The sequence below is a fragment of the uncultured Parabacteroides sp. genome (assembly GCF_947855115.1).
GTDB lineage: Bacteria > Bacteroidota > Bacteroidia > Bacteroidales > Tannerellaceae > Parabacteroides.
The window spans coordinates 1-20,232 of the sequence record NZ_CANTZW010000004.1; the positions used below are offsets into that span (position 1 = coordinate 1).

Here is a 20,232-nt window from a genome sequence, read left to right on the forward strand (position 1 = left end):
CTTATAAAAAGTTAGTTATGGAAGAAAAACTAAAGATCTTCTTTTGCGAAGACGATGAGAATTTAGGTATGCTTTTAAGAGAATACTTACAAGCGAAAGGTTATGTAACGGACTTATTCTCTGATGGAGAAGCCGGATACAAGGGTTTTACCAAAGGTAAATACGATCTTTGCGTGTTGGATGTCATGATGCCAAAGAAAGATGGTTTCACCCTGGCACAGGAAATCCGCTCTATCAATCCTGACATCCCTATTATCTTCCTTACGGCCAAGACTATGAAGGAAGATATATTGGAAGGATTCAAGATCGGCGCAGACGACTACTTGACAAAACCATTTAGCATGGAAGAATTATTGCTTCGTATCGAAGCCATCCTTCGTCGTGTGAAGGGTAAGAAGATGAAAGATATTCCTTTCTACAAGTTAGGAAACTTCTTGTTCGATACGCAAAAACAAACATTGGCTATCGGCGACAAGGTCACAAAACTTACTACGAAGGAATGCGAATTATTAAGCTTATTATGCGCCCACGCAAATGAGATCCTTGAGCGTAATTATGCGTTGAAGACGATCTGGGTAGACGACAATTACTTTAACGCTCGTAGCATGGACGTTTATATCACGAAACTACGTAAATTGCTGAAAGACGATCCGGGTATCGAAATTATCAACATTCATGGTAAAGGCTATAAGCTGATCACTCCTTCCGGAGAGGAACAAGCCCGTGAAGAAGGTATACAAGTACTTTAATATAGTACTTTAACAACGACAATAGAAAAGGCTGGTTAAATTACCAGCCTTTTCTATTACCCTCAAGCTATCATTATTTTTCTTCAGGTCGGATCAAAGACGCATTCCTTCTTTTCCACAATAGGAATACCCCGAAAACAATCAATGTGACCAGTAAGCCCAAAAGTTGAGAAATACCAGAAGAAAGGCTCAAACCTTCCGGAGCCACAAAGATATATGTAGAACATACCGCAGTCATGAACAAAGCGGGAACCAAGGTTATCACATACAACTTCTTCGTTTGTACCAGATATACGGTTAAAGCCCATAAAGTAAATACCGCCAATGTCTGGTTACTCCACGCAAAATAACGCCAGATCATATCAAACCCATCCTTATCTTTCTGGCTATACAATAAAATTCCTATAGCAACGACAAACATGGGAATACAAATCATCAACCGTTTGGTTATCGTCTTCTGCTCCATATGCAGAAAATCGGCAACAATCAGACGAGCCGAGCGGAAAGCCGTATCACCGGATGTAATCGGGGCCGCTATCACACCCAATATCGCTAATACACCGCCGACAGTTCCTAGCCACTCTTTCGTAATACTGTCTACCACGACCGCGGCATTATTCTCCTCCATCCCATTATTATGGAAAAAATATGTAGCGGCGGCGGCCCAGATCAAGGCAACGATACCTTCGGTGATCATCGCCCCATAAAACACCGGGCGAGCATACCTCTCACTTTTCATGCAACGAGCCATCAATGGGCTTTGGGTAGCATGAAAGCCGGATATAGCGCCACAAGCGATACTAACAAACATGATCGGAAAAATAGGTAAGCCTTCCGGGTGTGTATTACCGAGCCCATCCGTAATCTCCGGCAACGGCGGCTGGTTAACAAATAACATAACCAAGATACCTACAGCCATAAATAATAAAGCAATGGCAAATAACGGATAAATCTTTCCGATAATCTTATCAACGGGTAATAGAGTAGCCAATATATAATAAATGAATACGACGATAATCCAAAACGTAATATCCAAATACTCCGGAGTCAATTTAGCCAGCAACCCTGCCGGACCAGCTACGAAAACAGCTCCGACCAGGATCATCAGGATTACCGTAAAACCACGCATAAATTGCTTGAAATTATTCCCCAGATACCGCCCGATTAATTCCGGAAGGCTTTCTCCATCATGTCGTAGCGAGAGCATTCCCGACAAGAAATCATGGGTAGCCCCGGCAAATATACTTCCTAATACGATCCATAGAAAAGAGGCTACTCCAAACTTAGCGCCCATTATAGCACCGAAAATAGGTCCTAACCCCGCTATATTCAGAAACTGGATCATGAAAATCTTCCAAGTAGGCAACGGTATATAATCAACGCCATCTTGCTTCGTGAAAGCGGGAGTAACCCGGGAGGAATCTATGCCAAACACTCGTTCGACAAACTTACCATAAGTAAAATATCCAACGATAAGGGCAATCAGGCAACATGTAAAAGTAATCATGGTTTTTTAAAGAATTAAATTGTCAAAGGAAAAAGGTATATACGAAAAACCGCACCAAGGGCATTCCGACGAGCTATTGTCAGAGCACCCTTGGCACGGTTTTCCTATAGATAATTAATTAAGTAAACGCTTCACCGTCTCGGATATCACCCGTCCCTCGGCTCTTCCCGCCAAAGCTTTTGAGGCCATCCCCATTACCTTTCCCATATCTTTCGGGCCAGTGGCTCCAACTTGAGCGATAATGGCTTTCAGTTCTTTCTCTAATTCTTCGGCCGACATTTGTTGAGGTAAATATTTTTCAATCACCTTTACCTGCTCCAATTCCGTATCAGCCAAATCTTGACGGCCTTGCTGCACGTAAATAGCGGCCGAGTCTTTCCCTTGTTTCACCAATTTCTGCATGATCTTCAGGGCATCTGCGTCCGTCAGAGTATCATTAGCTCCCGGAGCGGTTTTCGCTTCCAAGAAAAATTTCTTTACATTTCTCAATGTCTCCAAGGCAACCTTATCTTTCGCCTTCATCGCGTTTTTAATGTCTTCGCTGACTTGTTCAAATAAATCCATATCCTTATTATATTATTAACTATCGGAAACTGATCACTTGCTTACCTCCCCGCGGAGAATCTTGGCGAGGTTGCTTACTCGGTTGCTTTGCCATAGTCGAAGCCGACACTTGAATATCCTCTCCCGTCACCCTAGAACGGGCACGGGCCACGATCTTCGGATCTCGGTTATACGTCGGGTTATCCTCAATCAAGGCAATCAAGGCATCATCATCCAACTCATCTTGCGTTAAAACCACCGCTTTCGCACGAGAAGTGAAACGTCCTGCTTTCTGTGCGGAAGCACCATAATATTTACCGATCAAATCCCGCTCCTTACGTTCTTTCTCTATCCGTTCTTCCTCCAAACGCAACTCTTCCTCCGTCATCTGAGCGGCCTCATTCCTGCGTTTATCAGCGATCAATGGAATATCATCCATCGTAAATCCAGTGGCGAGAATCGTCATTTTCACTTTATTACCTAACGTATTATCCACGGCAGTACCCCAGATAACTTCTATATCTCGATTAAACTCAGACATAAAGTTATGCACATCGTTCATCTCCTCCATACGCAACTCAGCCTCCTCGCTGAAATATACGTTGAACAAGATCTTCTTGGCGTTCTTCACATCGTTGTTACTCAATAGCGGGGAATTCAGAGCATCTTCCACCGCCTGGCGAACACGTCCCTCTCCTTCTCCATAGCCATTACTCATCAAAGCGACACCCCCATCTTTCATCGTGGTGTTGACATCAGCGAAGTCGAGATTAATAATACCAGGAAGTGTAATGATCTCAGCGATACTCTTGGCGGCGATTGTCAAGGTATCATCGGCCTTGCCAAAAGCATTCATCACGGAAAGATCCGAATAAATCTCACGCAAACGCTCGTTATTGATCACCAATAAGGCATCCACGTTTTTCGCGATCTCTTCCACGCCATTCAAGGCTTGTATAATCTTACGCTCACCCTCAAACAAGAATGGAATAGTTACAATACCGACTGTCAATATACCCATGTCTTTCGCGATACGAGCGATAACCGGAGCGGCACCTGTACCAGTACCACCACCCATACCGGCAGTAATAAATACCATCTTCGTACCATCGTTCAACATACCTCGCAGGTCGTCCAAACTCTCCTCGGCTGCCATCATCGCTTTCTCCGGTTTGTTTCCCGCACCTAATCCTTGCGTGATCTCGCGTCCTAGCAACAACTTGATAGGAACATCCGAACGGTTCAAGGCCTGATTATCCGTATTACATAACACGAACGTAACATCGTGTATCCCCTCCTTGTACATATGAGTAACGGCATTTCCGCCACCGCCTCCAACACCAATCACTTTAATGATCTTGGGAGTATCCGTAGGATAATTAAAATTTAATATTGTATCGTCCATTGTCTTCCGGTTTTATTACATTCGTAGATCACGTTATTTTCTCTCGTTATCATCATCGTCGAAGAGGGTTTTCCCAAAGGTATCGATCCCCTTTGTCAAACGTCCGAACAAGCCGGAACCTTTTTTTTTCGGTTTCTCTTTGACAGGTTCCGGTTCCGGAGCCGGCATAGGTTCTGGATCCACATCCAGCTCTATCTTAGGTTCCGGTTTTGGAGGTATATATAACGCACAATTCTTGGTTCCTTCTGCCAAAAGGCCGATGGCCACCGCATACTCAGGATTACTAGCAACCACTAAATCACCGCTAGCCACAACTCCCTTACGAACCGAAGAGTAACGAACCTCCATCTTCAAACGCTCACTCATTACTACTGGCAAATTCTTTAAAGCAGCTCCTCCACCTGTAATCACGACTCCCGCTCCGAGAGCATTCATCAAACCTGTAGCTTCCAAACGAGCATATACATTCTCCAGGATTTCATCCATACGGGCCTCAATCACATTATTCAACTCGGCCAGCTTAATCTCGCGCAATCCCATGCCATCCGCTAAACTTACTTGGATGGTCATATCATTCTCCCGGTCTGCTTTCGCCCTGCCATAAGTAATCTTCAAGCGTTCTGCCTCAGACTCTACGACCCTGAGATTGGTTATATCTTTTGTTATCAAGTTCCCTCCAAAAGGAACAACGGAAAGACTGGCCAATTTACCTCCCTTATAGACAGATATCGTTGTCACACCGGCACCAAAGCCAATCAAGGCACACCCCAAGTCTTTCTCATTGTCACTCAACACGACATCTCCCAGCGCAAGGGGCGAGACGAGAATCCCCGCAATCTCAATCTTCGCTTGTTCCGAAATACTATTGATAATATTTAATTTCAAGGAAGGACGTCCCACGATCAGTTTATAGCGAGCCTCGATACGGCTGCAAGGCACGCCCACCGGATTAGACTCCGGCTTATCATCTAAAAAATAGGAGGGAGAGACCACGTCAAGAACGGTCAACATATCCGGATGATAATCCTTACACTCTTGATAGAGCGAGTCTATAATCTCCTCTGTGACTACACCTTCCGCTCCCAGCACCTTACAAACCGTATGCTCGATGGAACGGAGCGACTGCCCCCCCAATCCCACATATACCTGACCGATCTTGGAACCACCCAGTTTATTCTCTAATTTCAGGACCAGGCGTTTTATCTTACTCGCCGTCTCCTTCACATTATATACACATCCTCTTCGTATGCAGGTGCCGGAATTCTCAACTTCGTAGGCGATGATAGAAAGAGCGCCTGTCGCATTCTTAGTCCCCACCATTCCTACCATATGGGAGGTACCTAGGTCAATAGCTGCTATAAAGTCTGTGTATGCCATATCATCTATTTTTTAGTACAAACAATCTGATTCTTATATTTTAAATTAATCATACCGTACTTTTCCCAACCTACTTTAGGGATCGCTTGTTCATAGAAAATCTTTAAATTCGCAAGCTTTTCTTCGAATTCATCCAAAGTACCCAGCATGATCCGGTGATTACCCACCTTGGGAATAAGTTCTATGTCCTTATCCGGATAGACATATATTTGCTCGATCTGGTCATTCCAGAACTCATTCTCTTGCAAAAATAATGCAAATTTGTATAAGTCGGTCACCGCAAGCTCTTTTTCCACATATCCACTCACGATTGGCACGTGAGCGGCATACCTACGGCTGATCGGCATGGTAGTTCCCAGATTATCCACGTAATAACTGCCTCTTACGCTCATAATCCGGAGGATAGGCATCTTTTGCATGACCTCCAGCTTGATAATCCCCGAAGGAGTCTTATAGGCCTCCACCTGGGCTATCATCTCATTCTTAAGTAATTCCGTCTCGATCCGATCCGTATTCACGTCGGCCATCGGTTGTTTGATCGGATCAAGCCCGGCCTTCTTCAGTATAGACACAAGGTCACTCTCACTTACAAAGTGCTTATCCAGACTGTCTTTCACCACGACTTGCAAATCTTGACAGACAACATCTTGGCGCATTTCCCGGAAGAAAAACGAGACAAACACGATGTAGCAGAATAACAACGTAGCCACTACTATGGAAATTATTCGGATCACGGTTTCCTTATTTGTTTACATAAAATTTCTTTTACAGGCTCCATCAAACGATCAATATTGCCGGCACCTACCATTAATACGACCTCATATTTCCCGGCGGCGACCACGTCTAAAAGCTCTTCCTTCTTACACAATGTCTTAGAAGGGATCGTCACCCTATCAAAAATAATCCGAGAGGTTACTCCCGGAATCGGATCCTCGCGAGCGGGATAAATATCCAGCAAGATCAACTCATCCAATAAAGAAAGACTCGCCGCAAAATCATCCGCAAAATCCCGGGTACGGGTATATAAGTGCGGCTGGAAAATACCTGTCACCTTACGACCTGCATATAATTCCTTCACCGACAAGATACTCTGCCGCAATTCTGCCGGATGATGAGCATAATCATCGATCAACACCACTTGGTCCGTCTTCAAATGGAAATCGAAGCGACGGCGAGGGCCAGCAAATGTAGCCATACCTTTTCGCAGATCCTCCGGTTTCACCCCGTTCAACCAAGCGATTGCCATAGCCGCTACCCCGTTCTCTATATTCACCTTTACGGGAACCCCTAATTCCACATCAGGAATACGGATTTCCGGCCCCACGAAGTCAAAGATAATATTTCCAGCGCAAATACGAATATTTTCAGCGCAAAAGTCCGCTCTTTCCGTAACAGAATAGGTATATTTCTTCACACCCTCCTGTAAACGGGGCGTTACATCAATTCCTTTCTTGATCAATAAACAACCATCGGAACGGATCAAGGAGGTAAATTTCTCGAAACTCTCCCGGTAAGCTTCTGCCGTACCATAAATATCCAGATGATCCGGATCAGCGGAAGTAATCACCGCCATATAAGGGGTAAGCCAATGGAAAGAACGGTCGAACTCATCTGCCTCAATCACGGTCAGGTCGCTTGTATCGGAAAGCATCAAATTACTCTCGTAGTTCTTTAAGATTCCTCCGAGGAAAGCGTTGCAATCCACCGGCGACTGTTTCAGCAAATGAGCCAGCATAGAAGAAGTCGTTGTCTTGCCATGCGTTCCCGCCACACATAAACCCCGGCTACTTTTCGTGATCTCTCCCAAGACACGGGCCCGCTTCATCACCTCGAAACCATGCTCACGGAAATAGGTCAATTCCGTATGCGCCTCCGGTACCGCCGGCGTATAAACCACCAACGTATCGGCGGGCGATTTGAACACATCTCCGATCAAAGCTATATTATCCTCATAGTGAATATCGGCTCCCTCCTTTTTCAACTCCTCGGTTAAATCGGAAGGGGTCTTATCGTATCCAGCTACCCTTTTTCCTTTAGAAAGGAAATAACGGATCAAGGCACTCATCCCAATGCCGCCGGCTCCTACGAAATATACCGCTGTCACTTTATTTATATCCATATCCCTTATTTCTTATCTATAATCTTAACTATCTCATCCACGATACGATCTGCGCTACGGCGTTGCGCCAAGGTCTCAATATTACGGCTCAATGTACGCAAACGTTCATCATCATGGACAATATTCAAGGCGGCAGGCACTAAATCCCTCTCCGCATCTTTATCGGCAATCATAACGGCGGCATCCTTATTGACCAGTGCCAAGGCATTCTTGGTCTGATGATCTTCCGCTACGTTCGGAGAAGGCACCAAGACTACCGGTTTTCCTAATAAGCAAAGTTCCGAGATAGAACTAGCTCCCGCACGGGATATCACCAAATCTGCCGCAGAGTAAGCATAATCCATACGGGTAATAAAGTCCGAGCACCAAACGGGCATTCCCCGGTACGCCTTCAAATGCTTGGAAGCATCGTTATAATAATATCGCCCGGTTTGCCAGATAACCTGCACATCCGAGGCAAAGAACTTGTCCAGATCCCCTTGAACACTCCGGTTGATCGTACGTGCGCCAAGGCTCCCCCCTACCACAAGGATCGTTTTTTTCTCCGGAGAGAGCCCGAAGAACGCCAATGCCTCCTCTCTTTTACTTAGCGCCTCTTCCAAATCCTGTCGTACCGGATTCCCCGTGATCACGATCTTATCTGCCGGAAAGAACTTCTCCATACCTTCGTAAGCGACACAAATCTTGCTCGCTTTCTTCGCCAACAATTTATTGGTCACACCGGCATACGAGTTTTGTTCCTGTATCAACGCAGGAACACCTTGCGAGGCCGCCATCCATAAAGTCGGTCCGCTGGCATAACCACCCACGCCGACCGCTATGTCCGGTTTGAACTCACGGATCGTCTTTCTCGCCAAGCGCAAGCTTTTCGCTAAACGGGCCAAGACCTTCACGTTGTTCATCAAATGGGCGCGATCAAACCCGCTCACCGGTAAACCTACGATTTTATAACCGGCAGCCGGAACCTTATCCATCTCCATGCGGTCTTCCGCACCTACAAATAAGATTTCCGTTTCCGGAAAACGTTTCTTGAAAGTATTAGCGATAGATATGGCCGGAAAGATATGGCCCCCCGTACCACCACCACTTATTATGATCCGGTATTTTCTCATACTTTTGACTCTACAGTTATCGTTTCGACAGCCGATAGCGGATTATTCTCTTTCTCTCCCTCGACTGCCTGATTTATTGTCTCTCCGGATGGTTCGCTGGAAGGACTCTCCGTGTCCTCCTCGTCCTCATCCTCATTTCCGATATTGGCACCAAAGCGACTTACGCTCAATATGATCCCGAAATAAATGCAAGAAATTAGCGTCGACGTACCACCTCGACTCACCAACGGCATCGGCTGCCCGGTAACAGGCACTAAATTCACGGCTACCGCCATATTCGCCAAGGCTTGGACTACCACCAGCAACCCGCATCCCAACACTAGGAATTTCGGGAATGGCTTATCACATTTCCGGGCGATCATCCCGACCCGGACCAGTAGCATGATGTAAAGCAGTAACACGAAAATTCCCCCAACGATACCCAATTCCTCTATGATAATCGCATAGATAAAATCGGAATACGCCTGTGGCAGGAAGTCACGTTGTTGCCCATGTCCGGGCATCCGTCCTAATACACCACCCCGGGCGATGGCTATCTTCGCATGGGTCACCTGATAATTATCATCGGTTATCTTATATGTCCCGTTCTCGTCCAAGTTATCCTCGTTCCCGTCGAAGAAACGTTCCAAACGGCCTTGCCAAGTAACGAACCGATCCGGCAAATACTGGGTAATAGCAGCCGGCGTAAACTTAAGTAATGCCAGGAACAACACTAACGCCAACATCAAAATACCCGCCAACCTCGCCAATTTCCCAAACGGTAATTGGCCGATAAACATCATCAGGAAACAAACTCCAAACAACATAAAAGCTGTCGAGAAGTTCTCCGGTAGGATCAAGACACAAGTCGCCCCCACCCCAATCAGTATATACTTAAAAATCTGGTTCTCCGTTAACTTTCCCCGCTTACTAAGCAAGAAGGCGACAAAGACGACACAAGCCAGTTTCCCAAACTCCGAAGGCTGGAACTGTATCCCCATGATCTCCAGCCATCGATGCGCATCATTGGCATCCACACCGATAAAGGGTGTCACGATCAGCATCAGCATCGAGACCGGCAGCAATATAATAAACGCGGAGAAGAACCGGCACGGTATATTATGCAACAACAATACCATGACGAAACCTCCCAGTAAAAACGTGGCGTGGCGTACGATAGGCGCCCAGTGATTCGCATTCTTATAAGCGATCGTACTGGTCGCGCTGAACACCTCTACCACCGATATAAGACATAGGAACATGAAAATGATCCATATCACCCGGTCGCCCTTAAACAGTTTACTCGCCAGATCCATTTTATCTCTTATTACAAATTACGCACGCAAGCCTTAAACTGGTCACCCCGATCCTCATAGCTCTTGAACAGGTCGAAGCTAGCACAGCAAGGAGAGAGCAATACCGTATCTCCCTTATGAGCCATCTTATAAGCTTTCGTCACAGCCTCTTCCATCGATCGGGCATCTTCTATATGTGCGACTTTCCCATCGAAGAAGGCATGCAATTTAGTGTTGTCCACGCCCAAGAAGATTAATGAATGCACCTTCTTCTTCACAAGTTCCTCGATCTCCGAGTAATCATTTCCCTTATCCGTACCTCCCAAGATCAATACGAGCGGAGTCGTCATGCTCTGCAAGGCATACCAACAAGAGTTTACGTTCGTAGCTTTCGAGTCATTGATATAATCAACGCCACGCACGCGAAGCACCTTTTCCAAACGGTGCTCAACACCCGTGAAATCACTGAGTGAGGCACGTATCTTCTCATCATGAATGTCCACGATCTTGGACGCTATACCTGAAGCCAAAGAGTTATACAGGTTATGCGTACCAGTCAATGCCAATAGGTCTTGTTCCATCGTAAATGTTCCGTTTGCCGTTTCAATAACTACTTGATTATTTTCCGTATATCCCTTCACGCCGTTCTCATGTGTCTCGGCGAATGGGTAAAGAGTAGCCTCCGGATGCCGTTTGGCGATCTCACGGGCTATGATCGGGTCATCGTTCCAGAAAATGAAGGCATCGCCTTTCGTCTGGTTTTGCAAGATGCGGAACTTTGCGTCTATATAGTTCTGCATCTCATAGTTATAACGGTCCAGATGATCCGGTGTTATGTTCAATAAAATAGCGATATCTGCCTTAAAGTCGTACATATTGTCCAGTTGGAAACTGCTCAACTCAATCACGTAGACCGCATGAGGGTCTTCCGCTACTTGAAGCGCCAAGCTGTTACCTACATTCCCGGCCAAACCCACGTCTACTCCTGCTTCTTTCAGGATATGATACGTAAGCATCGTCGTTGTCGTCTTGCCGTTACTTCCCGTGATGCAGATCATCTTCGCATCCGTATAACGCCCCGCAAACTCGATTTCGGAGATGATCGGTGTACCTTGCTTTTTCAGCGACTGTATGATAGGAGCCTTATCGGGAATACCCGGGCTCTTGACTATCTCGTCGGCATTCAAGATGTCGGCTTCGGTATGCTGTCCTTCTTCCCAACGAATCCCGTGGTTGTCCAGCATCTCCTTATACTTAGGTTTGATAGACGATTTATCGGACACGAACACATCGAATCCTCTCGCCTTCGCCAAGACAGCGGCTCCCGTGCCACTCTCACCGGCCCCTAATATAACCATTCTCTTACTCATCTTTTTATCTCATCTTTAACGTAACTATCGTCATAACAGCCAGAATAATACCGATCAACCAGAAGCGAACCACGATTTTCGATTCTGGCACGACATTGAACGGTTTCTGGATCAACGCTTGTATACCCGCATTTCCCGGTTTCTGGAAATGGTGGTGCAAAGGGGCCATCTTGAAAATACGGCGACCTTCCCCATACTTCTTCTTCGTATATTTAAAGTAGGCCACTTGCAACATGACCGATATATTCTCCACCAAGAAAATACCACAAAGGATCGGTATCAACAGCTCCTTACGGATGATGATCGCAAAAACGGCGATGATACCTCCCAAGGTCAGACTTCCCGTGTCTCCCATAAATACCTGGGCCGGATACGAGTTGTACCATAAGAAGCCGACTGTCGCTCCGATAAAGGCAGCGGCATAAACCACCAACTCCTCCGCACCGGGTATAAACATGATATTCAAGAACGAGGCGAACTCAAAGTGAGACGACATATAAGCCAAAATACCAAGCGCCACTCCGATGATAGCCGATGTCCCGGCAGCCAAACCGTCCAGTCCATCCGTCATATTAGCTCCGTTCGACACGGCGGTCACCACGAAGATCACCATCAGTACGAATACCAGCCATGCGGCCTCTTCCTTATAATCGCCCGCCCAGTTCACCAAGTTGGCGTAATCGAAATTATTGTTTTTCAAGAACGGGATGGTAGTTTTTGTCGATTTGGTCTCCACCGCATGGTAACGTACCTCCTCGATCACGTTATCATGGCGCACCTCCATATTCTCCTTGATCACCACGTCCGGGCTCATAAACAACACCAAGCCAACGATCAGGCCCAATCCGACCTGACCAACGATCTTGAAACGCCCGTGCATACCCTCCTTGTTCTTCTTGAACACCTTGATATAATCGTCCGCAAATCCCAAAGCCCCCAACCAGACCGTTGTCACCAACATCAATATCACATAGATATTATTTAGCTTGGCACACAGCAAAGTAGGGATCAATATAGCGATAATAATGATAATACCTCCCATCGTCGGCGTTCCCTTCTTACTCATCTGGCCCTCCAATCCCAGTTCTCTCACCGTCTCGCCGATCTGCAACATTTGCAACTTATCGATGATACGCCGACCGATCGCCGTAGAGATAAACAAAGATAAGATCAAGGCCAAACCCGATCGGAAAGATACGTACTTAAACATACCCGCTCCCGGGAAATCCAACTGATCCAAATAATTAAAAAGATAATACAGCATAAAAACTATGTTTTTTAGTTGATAGTTGACAAATGGCAATTAAATATCGCTAAGCGCAACTGCCACTTATCAATTGTCAACCATTAAAGATTTCTTTTATCGTCTCCCGATCATCAAAATGATGTTTCACCCCCTTGATCTCCTGATAATCTTCATGTCCTTTTCCGGCGACAAGGATCACGTCTCCCTTCTTTGCCAACATCGTGGCGGTCTTGATCGCTTGCGCACGATCCGTGATACATAAGGTACGTTCCATATCCATTTTCGTCAATCCGGCCACCATGTCTTTAATGATCTCATCCGGTTCCTCAAAGCGCGGGTTATCGGAGGTAAGGATTACCTGATCACTCAGCTTGACGGCCTCTTTCGCCATCAACGGGCGCTTTCCCTTATCTCGGTTTCCTCCGGCCCCCACAACGGTAATGATACGTCCTTTCCCGTCCAGTACCTCATGGATACCATTCAATACGTTCGTCAAGGCATCCGGTGTGTGAGCGTAATCCACGATCGCCGTATAACCGAGCGGAGACTGGATCGTCTCGAACCGGCCGGATACAGAGCGAAGCGTACTCAACACGACCAGCACCTCCTCGGGATCTTTCCCCAAAGAAACCGCGGCACCGTATACGGCCAGTAAATTATAAGCATTGAAACGTCCCACGAAATGTACCATAACCTCCCGACCGTTAATAATCAAGTCCGTACCTTCGAAATGAGATTCCAATATTTTCCCCTTGAAATCGGCCAAGGTACGCAAGGAATATGTCAACTTCTTCGCCTTCGTATTCTGCAACATCACCAAGCCGGACTTATCATCGGCATTCGTCAAGGCGAAAGCCCCGGCAGGCAGGTCATCGAAAAATTTCTTCTTCGCCTTCAAGTAATTCTCCACGGTTTTATGATAATCCAAATGATCGCGAGTCAGGTTCGTGAAAATCCCCCCGTCGAAAGACAAGCCGCTGATACGCCGCTGATCGATCGAATGAGAGCTAACCTCCATAAAAGCATACTCGCATCCGGCCTCTACCATCCGGGCCATCAAGGAATGAAGCGTAAGTGGGTCCGGAGTCGTATGATCCGTAGGTATCGCCTCGCCATCTATATAATTACATACCGTGGAAAGCAATCCCACTTTATGTCCCATCTTCCTGAACATCTCATATAACAAAGTAGCGATCGTAGTCTTCCCGTTCGTACCCGTCACACCTACCAATACCAGTTTCCGAGAAGGATCGCCATACCAGCGAGATACCAAAAGCCCCAAGGCCTCTGCCGAATCCCTCACCACGATAAACGAGCATTTCCCCTCCAAACCGGCGGGAACCTCCTCGCATACGATAGCGACAGCTCCCTTCTCTATAGCGCTATCTATATAAGCATGGCCATCCACGGCCGTACCCCTCACCGCAACAAACAAAGACCCTCCCGTCACCCGGCGGGAATCCGACTGAATATTCGTGATATCCACATTATCCGCTCCCATCAACTCGGGAGTTTCCAACGCACCGATTAAATCTCTTAGTTCCATACTTATTTCAATGTTAATAATACGGTCTGCCCCTTAGACACTCGCTGCCCCGGCAAGACACTCTGCGATACGACTCGCCCGGCTCCCGACAAGGATACACGCAAGCCCGCCTGCTCTAACAAGAAAACCGCATCTTTAGCCCCCATGCCGACCACCCGGGGAACCAATCCCTCGCGAATCGTCAGATCGCTCAAATTCACCTTATTTTCCTCTCGACCGGCAGAAGCTACCACCCATTTTGTTTCCAAGCTATCCGTATCTGCCTTAATATCCAATTCATCCAATACGCCTTCTACCGCTTTCAGATCACCACCTTTCACACGAGGCACCATCACGGCCATCGAATCCCGTTCCATATCCAAGACATCGAACGACATATGGCTGGCGTATATCTTCTCAGCGATCGCACGGACTACCCCCCCCGACATCGTACCACCCGAAGGATAACCGATACGGGGACGACGTATCACCACGATACAAGAATATTTCGGATGATCAGCCGGGAAATAGCCACAGAAAGAGACTTGGTGCCCGCTCGTACGGTAGACTCCACCCGTAGCGATCTGCGCCGTACCGGTCTTCCCGGCAATCCGGACAATATCCGAATGGACCGCTTTACCGGTTCCTTTCTCCACGACTCCCAGCAACATATCTTTTATCACCGCCAACGTATGATCCGAGCAGATCGAAGGGTTGATTACCTCCGTGGAGAAACTCTGCACGGTCTTGCCATTATGCAAGATCTCCTTCGTAAACATCGGGCGAACCATTTTCCCGTCGTTCGCAATCGCGTTGAAAAACGCCAATGTGTTGATCGGCGGCACCTGCGTCTCGTAACCGAACGACATCCAAGGCAAGGTTGTCTTAGACCAATAACGGGTCGTATCGTCCGGGCGGCGTATCTTGGCACGCCCCGCTCCCGGTATCTCCAAGCGAAGGTCCGCATTCATACCGATACGGTACAGACCTTCCACAAACTTCGTCGGGTTATCCGCATAGCCTTTCAAGATCGTCTTGGCCACACCGATATTGGAGGAGTACCAAATCGCCTGCTCCACCGAGATACGCCCGTATCCCCCTTTATTCATATTATGGTCCGTCATGCGGGCTCCTTTATACATATATATGCCATTGCCTACATCGACCGTATCTCCCGGATTACATAATCCATCCTCTAAAGCTACCATGATGGAGGCTACCTTGAAAGTAGAACCCGGCTCGATCTCGTCCGCCACGGCATGGTTCTTTGTCTCTCCATATACGCCCTCGCGGATACGGCCCATATTCGTAATCGCCTTGACCTCTCCGGTCTCGACCTCCATCACGACCGCCGTTCCTGACTCGGCATCGATCGCCTTCAATTTATCGACCAGCGACTTCTCCGTTATATCCTGTATATTGATATCGATCGTGGTACGGATGTCCATACCATCTACCGGCTCCACCTCGATCACGTTCGTCCAGCCTCCACCGACACGGCGTACGGAGCTTAACCCGGCCTGCCCCCGCAGGAGCGAGTCATACTGTAATTCCAGCCCGTTCTTACCTTTCGTAGTCCCCCCTTCCTCAATCTCTCCGTAGATATCACCGATCGTACGAGACGCCAAGGTCCCGAAAGGTTTCTGCCGCTGTACCATCTCTTTCGTATAAAAACCGCTCTTATAACGCCCTAAGCGAAAGAACGGGAACTTGCGGATCTCCTTCAAGTCCGAGTAAGAGACCTTCCCCGCATAGACCGGAAACTGGCGACTCTTGCCACTCAGCCCTTTCAATAGATAAGCCTTATAGCCCGCCGGCGTACGATCCTTCAATTTACGGGAAAGATAAAAAGCTAACGAGTCTACCCCGTTCCTTTTTGACATCTTGAACGTATCCCGCCAATTATACTTTGCATCCTTGGCCGGGCTATACGCCTCTGCCCTAAAATCGATATACATATAATAGCGAGGTACGCTGGTGGCCATCAGCTTACCGTCCGACGAATAGATATTGCCTCGTCCCGGCAATACCAAGCGGTTCGGTCGTTTCTGGCTCTCGGCTACCTTCAACCATTTATCTCTCTCCACGAAGGCCGTATCGAAGGCACGAAACAGTATCCCTACAGCCACAAGCCCCAACAATAGCACTACCACGAAGTAACAGAATAAAATCCGGCTACTTTTAGGCTCTACCTCCCTTGGTTCGTTTTCTTCAGACATACCCATTTATACTTTATCTCACTTATACAACTCATAAGGAGGGGTTTTCGCTCCCTCCAAGTCAATACCTTGTTCCTCAATTAACAACTCGATCTGCGACTGCCGACTATTGCCCGTCAACTCGGACGAGATCGACAGCGCCTCGAAACGTACATCCCTCAGCTGTTGTTGCAACCGGTCGATCTCACGCAACTTTTGCATGCACGTATACCGGTTACCGATAAAGAAAAACGCCAATACGACAACCAGCACGATCATGCGTGTATGCCTTAGGATGAAATCCTCCTTCAGGATACCACCGCCAAGTATATACCAAAACGAGAGGCGTTTCTCCTTCTTCCTCGTTTTCTTACGTTGCCCGTTCTCTTCCATATAAATATAATCCTCCTTTACACCTTCTCTGCGATTCTCAGCTTAGCGCTCCGGGAACGGGGGTTCCGCTCCACCTCCTCGTCTGCCGGGACGATTACCTTATTATTGACCAAGCGGAAAGGCGATTGCACGTTCCCGAAGAAATCCTGCTCGCATTTCCCCTCGAAATTACCAGTCTTCAAAAAGTTCTTCACCAAGCGGTCTTCCAAGGAATGGTAGGTGATAACCACCAAACGTCCTCCCGGCCTCAACACCCGTAAGGAACTTTGCAACATCTCTCTCAGCGCCCTCATCTCATCGTTCACCTCGATACGAAGTGCCTGAAAGACTTGCGCCAAGAATTTCTTTTCCTTATCTTTTCCCGTAAACGGCTTGACCACCTCCAGGAAATCCCCGATCGTCTCGATCTTCCTTGTCTCGCGGGCTTTCACCAGCACAGACGCCAACTTCCGCGCCACCTTCAACTCGCCATACAGATAAAACACGTCGGCCAACGCCTCTGCCGTATAGTTATTCACGACATCGGCGGCGGTCTGCCCGGCACGTGCGTTCATCCGCATATCCAAGGCCCCGTCGAAACGGAAAGAGAAACCGCGCTCCTTATCGTCGAAATGATGGGAAGAAACACCCAAGTCTGCCAACAGACCGTCTATCTTCCCACATTCTCCGTAGTAACGCATAAAATTATATAAATAACGGAAATTGCTGCGCACGAAAGTGAATCGTGGGTCTACCGGGATATTATGCTCGGCATCCTCGTCTTGGTCGAAGCCGTAAAGCTCGCCCTCGCTGCCCAGCCGTCTTAAGATCTCGCGGGAATGGCCTCCACCGCCAAACGTAACATCCACGTAAATCCCGTCGGGACGGATATCCAATCCCTCCAAGCTTTCTCGCAGCATTACCGGTACGTGATAGCAACTATCTTTTTCTTCCATTCGTCGTTCTTACGTTAAACTTCCTCTTAAACAAAGCGTCGTACTCCTTTGATACGCACATACATGCCTTATCGGTGGGTAAAAGTACACATTTCAAAAATTACCCGCCAACATTTATATAAGAAAAGTAGGAAAAAGTTATCAACAGGTCGTTAACCCTTAGCTTTTTCACCCTTATTTCCTAAGTTTTTCACCGGCCTCCGCCAGCCTGTCCACCCTTTCATATGAATCGTCTACCATCCGTTGGATGATTGTTCGACAGATGGCGCAGATCATCCAACGGATGGTATATCATCTATACTTAAGTCCCCAAAGGCTAACGTATCGGGTAGTAGGGAAAAAGCCAAGATCGCTGGCGAAAAAGCAAAAACTTCCTTTAAACCTCTCTCTTTTTAATTATAAACTTTATCTTTGCCCCCGACAAGCTTAGATAGATGGCAAAACAAGGTGTAACAAAGATAGATATCAAGAAAGTATTGGCACAAAAAGCGCCTAAGGCGTTGCGCAAGATCCCGGGATTTATCGTGGATTACTTGATTCGCACGGTTCATCAAGAGGAGCTAAATGATATATTAGCCCGCTACCACGACAAGGAAGGGGTAGATTTCATGCGTGAGCTTATCGGTTATTTTGATCTTACCCTCGATCTGGTACACGAGGAAAACATCCCGACCGAAGGCCGTTATATCTTCGCCTCCAATCATCCGCTCGGGGGGTTGGACGGTATCTGTCTCTCCGCTGTCATCGGTTCCCGGTTCCAAGGGCGTATCAAATATCCTGTCAACGACTTGTTGCTTTATCTTTCCAACCTGAAATCCATCTTTGTCCCGATCAATAAACACGGTGCCCAAGGGAAGGACAACGCTCGAATGCTGGAAGAGGCTTTCGCCTCGGACAACCAGATCATCACATTCCCCGCCGGGTTATGTTCCCGTAAGATCAGCGGGAAGATACAAGACATGGAGTGGAAGAAATCGTTCATCCAAAAGGCGGTGCAATACAAGCGGGATATCGTGCCGGTCTATTTCGACGGGAGGAATTCCAACTTCTTCTACAACCTCGCCCGGATACGCAAGGCGCTGGGCATAAAAATGAATTACGAGATGATCTATTTGCCGGACGAGATGTTCCGGAGCAAGCATAAAACCTTCCGGATTTACTTCGGGAAGCCTATCCCTTGGCAGACATTCGACAACAGCAAGAAACCCATCGAATGGGCCGAGTGGATGAAAAACATGGTATACAAACTCAAGGACTAACAGACGAAACATATGCAAGACATTATCAATCCCATAGATAGGACACTACTGAAAGCTGAATTGACCAAAGAGAAGAGGTTGAGAAGTACCAATAAATCGAGGAATGAGATTTATATCGTCACGGCGCACGACTCTCCCAACGTCATGCAAGAGATAGGGCGACTGCGGGAGGTGGCTTTCCGTTACTATGGGGGCGGCACGGGCTTCCCGGTGGATATCGACGAGTATGATACCATGGAAGACGCTTACCGCCAACTGATCGTCTGGAGCCCGGAAGATGAGCAGATACTAGGAGGATACCGTTTCCTTTGCGGCTCGGACGTGAGGTTCGACGAGAATGGCAAACCGGCCTTGGCGACCTCACACCTGTTTAATTTCTCGGAGAAGTTTATCAAGGAGATCCTTCCTTATACGGTGGAACTGGGACGTTCGTTCGTGGCCTTGGAGTATCAATCCACCCGTTCCGGCTCTAAGGGCCTGTTCGTGTTGGATAACCTATGGGACGGACTGGGCGCCTTATCCGTGGTAGACCCTAGCTTGCGGTATTATTTCGGGAAGGTGACCATGTACAATACCTACAACCAAGAGGCCCGTAATATGATCTTGTATTTCCTCGGATTGCATTTTCCGGACCCGGACCGGCTGATCACGCCCGTACATCCTTTGGAGACGAACATGGACGTGGAGAAGATGAAATCTCTCTTTCACTACGATAATTTCAAGGACAACTACAAGGTATTGAACCAAGAGGTGCGTAAATTCGGCATCAACGTGCCTCCGTTGGTAAACGCTTACATGAGCCTGTCGCCTAAGATGCGTGTATTCGGCACCGCTATCAACCATGAGTTCGGGGAGGTAGAGGAAACGGGTATCCTCATCGCTATCAACGAGATATTGGAGGATAAGAAGAAACGGCATATCGAGACGTATCTGGAAGAGGAGTATAAATCCGCCGAGTTGATACGCAAGAATTTCACGGGGGAATAAAAGACGGGAACCGTTCTCCCGGTTTATGTCGCATCCTTAGTTGAACCCATTTTCAAAACCCATATCTATCAGCATATGGCGGTGATATTCGCATAGACCTTATTATATCGAGATTCCGTGAATCGTGGCAGTAACAATAAATAAGAATAAAAGGCATGCTTTTCGAAGCAAAACGTCTCATTCATATGCATTGTCTAATATTTGCTATTCTCGGAAAGCATTCTTATCTTAGC

At 47.3% G+C, this 20,232-nt stretch carries 17 protein-coding genes; 3 read left to right on the forward strand and 14 right to left on the reverse strand.

What is annotated here, in order from left to right; all coding sequences use genetic code 11:
• The first annotated feature begins 17 nt into the window (after positions 1-17).
• Positions 18-749 (forward strand): response regulator transcription factor, encoded by a 732-nt coding sequence (locus Q0110_RS04485; protein ID WP_005861388.1) that lies wholly within the window; start codon positions 18-20, stop codon positions 747-749.
• Between the two features lie 73 nt (positions 750-822).
• Here the strand turns inward: Q0110_RS04485 and Q0110_RS04490 are convergent, their stop codons facing one another.
• The 14 genes from Q0110_RS04490 to rsmH all read right to left on the reverse strand — a co-directional run bounded on the left by Q0110_RS04490 (position 823) and on the right by rsmH (position 17,753).
• On the reverse strand, positions 823-2,256 hold the full coding sequence (locus Q0110_RS04490) for a carbon starvation protein A (protein WP_297903191.1): 1,434 nt from the start codon (positions 2,254-2,256) through the stop codon (positions 823-825).
• 114 nt (positions 2,257-2,370) lie between these two features.
• A complete protein-coding gene (locus Q0110_RS04495) occupies positions 2,371-2,820 on the reverse strand; it encodes a GatB/YqeY domain-containing protein (protein WP_297903194.1) in 450 nt (149 codons plus the stop codon).
• 19 nt (positions 2,821-2,839) lie between these two features.
• A complete protein-coding gene (gene ftsZ / locus Q0110_RS04500) occupies positions 2,840-4,204 on the reverse strand; it encodes a cell division protein FtsZ (protein ID WP_297903197.1) in 1,365 nt (454 codons plus the stop codon).
• Between the two features lie 33 nt (positions 4,205-4,237).
• Positions 4,238-5,581, reverse strand: coding sequence for a cell division protein FtsA (gene ftsA, locus Q0110_RS04505; RefSeq protein WP_297903200.1), 1,344 nt, complete (start codon positions 5,579-5,581; stop codon positions 4,238-4,240).
• Positions 5,582-5,586: 5 nt separating this feature from the next.
• Positions 5,587-6,315: a cell division protein FtsQ gene (locus tag Q0110_RS04510; RefSeq protein ID WP_297903203.1), complete on the reverse strand. Its 729-nt coding sequence runs from the start codon at positions 6,313-6,315 to the stop codon at positions 5,587-5,589.
• On the reverse strand, positions 6,312-7,700 hold the full coding sequence (murC, locus tag Q0110_RS04515) for a UDP-N-acetylmuramate--L-alanine ligase (RefSeq protein ID WP_297903206.1): 1,389 nt from the start codon (positions 7,698-7,700) through the stop codon (positions 6,312-6,314). The genes Q0110_RS04510 and murC overlap by 4 nt, the downstream gene beginning before the upstream one ends.
• Positions 7,701-7,705: 5 nt before the next feature.
• On the reverse strand, positions 7,706-8,812 hold the full coding sequence (gene murG, locus Q0110_RS04520; protein ID WP_297903210.1) for an undecaprenyldiphospho-muramoylpentapeptide beta-N-acetylglucosaminyltransferase: 1,107 nt from the start codon (positions 8,810-8,812) through the stop codon (positions 7,706-7,708).
• Positions 8,809-10,107 (reverse strand): FtsW/RodA/SpoVE family cell cycle protein, encoded by a 1,299-nt coding sequence (locus Q0110_RS04525; RefSeq protein WP_297903213.1) that lies wholly within the window; start codon positions 10,105-10,107, stop codon positions 8,809-8,811. Before Q0110_RS04525 ends, murG begins: the two co-directional genes overlap by 4 nt.
• Before the next feature lie 11 nt (positions 10,108-10,118).
• Positions 10,119-11,456, reverse strand: a complete 1,338-nt coding sequence (gene murD / locus Q0110_RS04530; protein WP_297903216.1) for a UDP-N-acetylmuramoyl-L-alanine--D-glutamate ligase — start codon at positions 11,454-11,456, stop codon at positions 10,119-10,121.
• Positions 11,457-11,460: 4 nt separating this feature from the next.
• Complete coding sequence (gene mraY / locus Q0110_RS04535) at positions 11,461-12,720, reverse strand: phospho-N-acetylmuramoyl-pentapeptide-transferase (protein ID WP_297903218.1); 1,260 nt, start codon at positions 12,718-12,720, stop codon at positions 11,461-11,463.
• 76 nt (positions 12,721-12,796) lie between these two features.
• Positions 12,797-14,248, reverse strand: coding sequence for a UDP-N-acetylmuramoyl-L-alanyl-D-glutamate--2,6-diaminopimelate ligase (locus Q0110_RS04540; protein WP_297903221.1), 1,452 nt, complete (start codon positions 14,246-14,248; stop codon positions 12,797-12,799).
• Between the two features lie 2 nt (positions 14,249-14,250).
• Positions 14,251-16,446, reverse strand: a complete 2,196-nt coding sequence (locus Q0110_RS04545) for a penicillin-binding transpeptidase domain-containing protein (RefSeq protein WP_297903224.1) — start codon at positions 16,444-16,446, stop codon at positions 14,251-14,253.
• An 18-nt stretch (positions 16,447-16,464) separates the two neighbouring features.
• The gene (locus tag Q0110_RS04550) at positions 16,465-16,818 is read right to left on the reverse strand and encodes an FtsL-like putative cell division protein (RefSeq protein ID WP_297903227.1); all 354 of its coding nucleotides are present in this window, start codon (positions 16,816-16,818) and stop codon (positions 16,465-16,467) included.
• Positions 16,819-16,835: 17 nt separating this feature from the next.
• Positions 16,836-17,753 carry a 16S rRNA (cytosine(1402)-N(4))-methyltransferase RsmH gene (gene rsmH / locus Q0110_RS04555; RefSeq protein WP_297903230.1) on the reverse strand — a complete coding sequence of 306 codons (918 nt, stop codon included), beginning with the start codon at positions 17,751-17,753 and terminating at the stop codon, positions 16,836-16,838.
• A gap of 434 nt (positions 17,754-18,187) precedes the next feature.
• Between rsmH and Q0110_RS04560 the strand changes: the two genes are divergently transcribed.
• Together Q0110_RS04560 and Q0110_RS04565 are read left to right on the forward strand one after the other, a co-directional pair.
• Positions 18,188-19,012: a 1-acyl-sn-glycerol-3-phosphate acyltransferase gene (locus tag Q0110_RS04560; protein ID WP_297903233.1), complete on the forward strand. Its 825-nt coding sequence runs from the start codon at positions 18,188-18,190 to the stop codon at positions 19,010-19,012.
• Between the two features lie 12 nt (positions 19,013-19,024).
• Positions 19,025-19,999, forward strand: a complete 975-nt coding sequence (locus tag Q0110_RS04565) for a GNAT family N-acetyltransferase (protein WP_297903235.1) — start codon at positions 19,025-19,027, stop codon at positions 19,997-19,999.
• Positions 20,000-20,232: the final 233 nt, after the last annotated feature.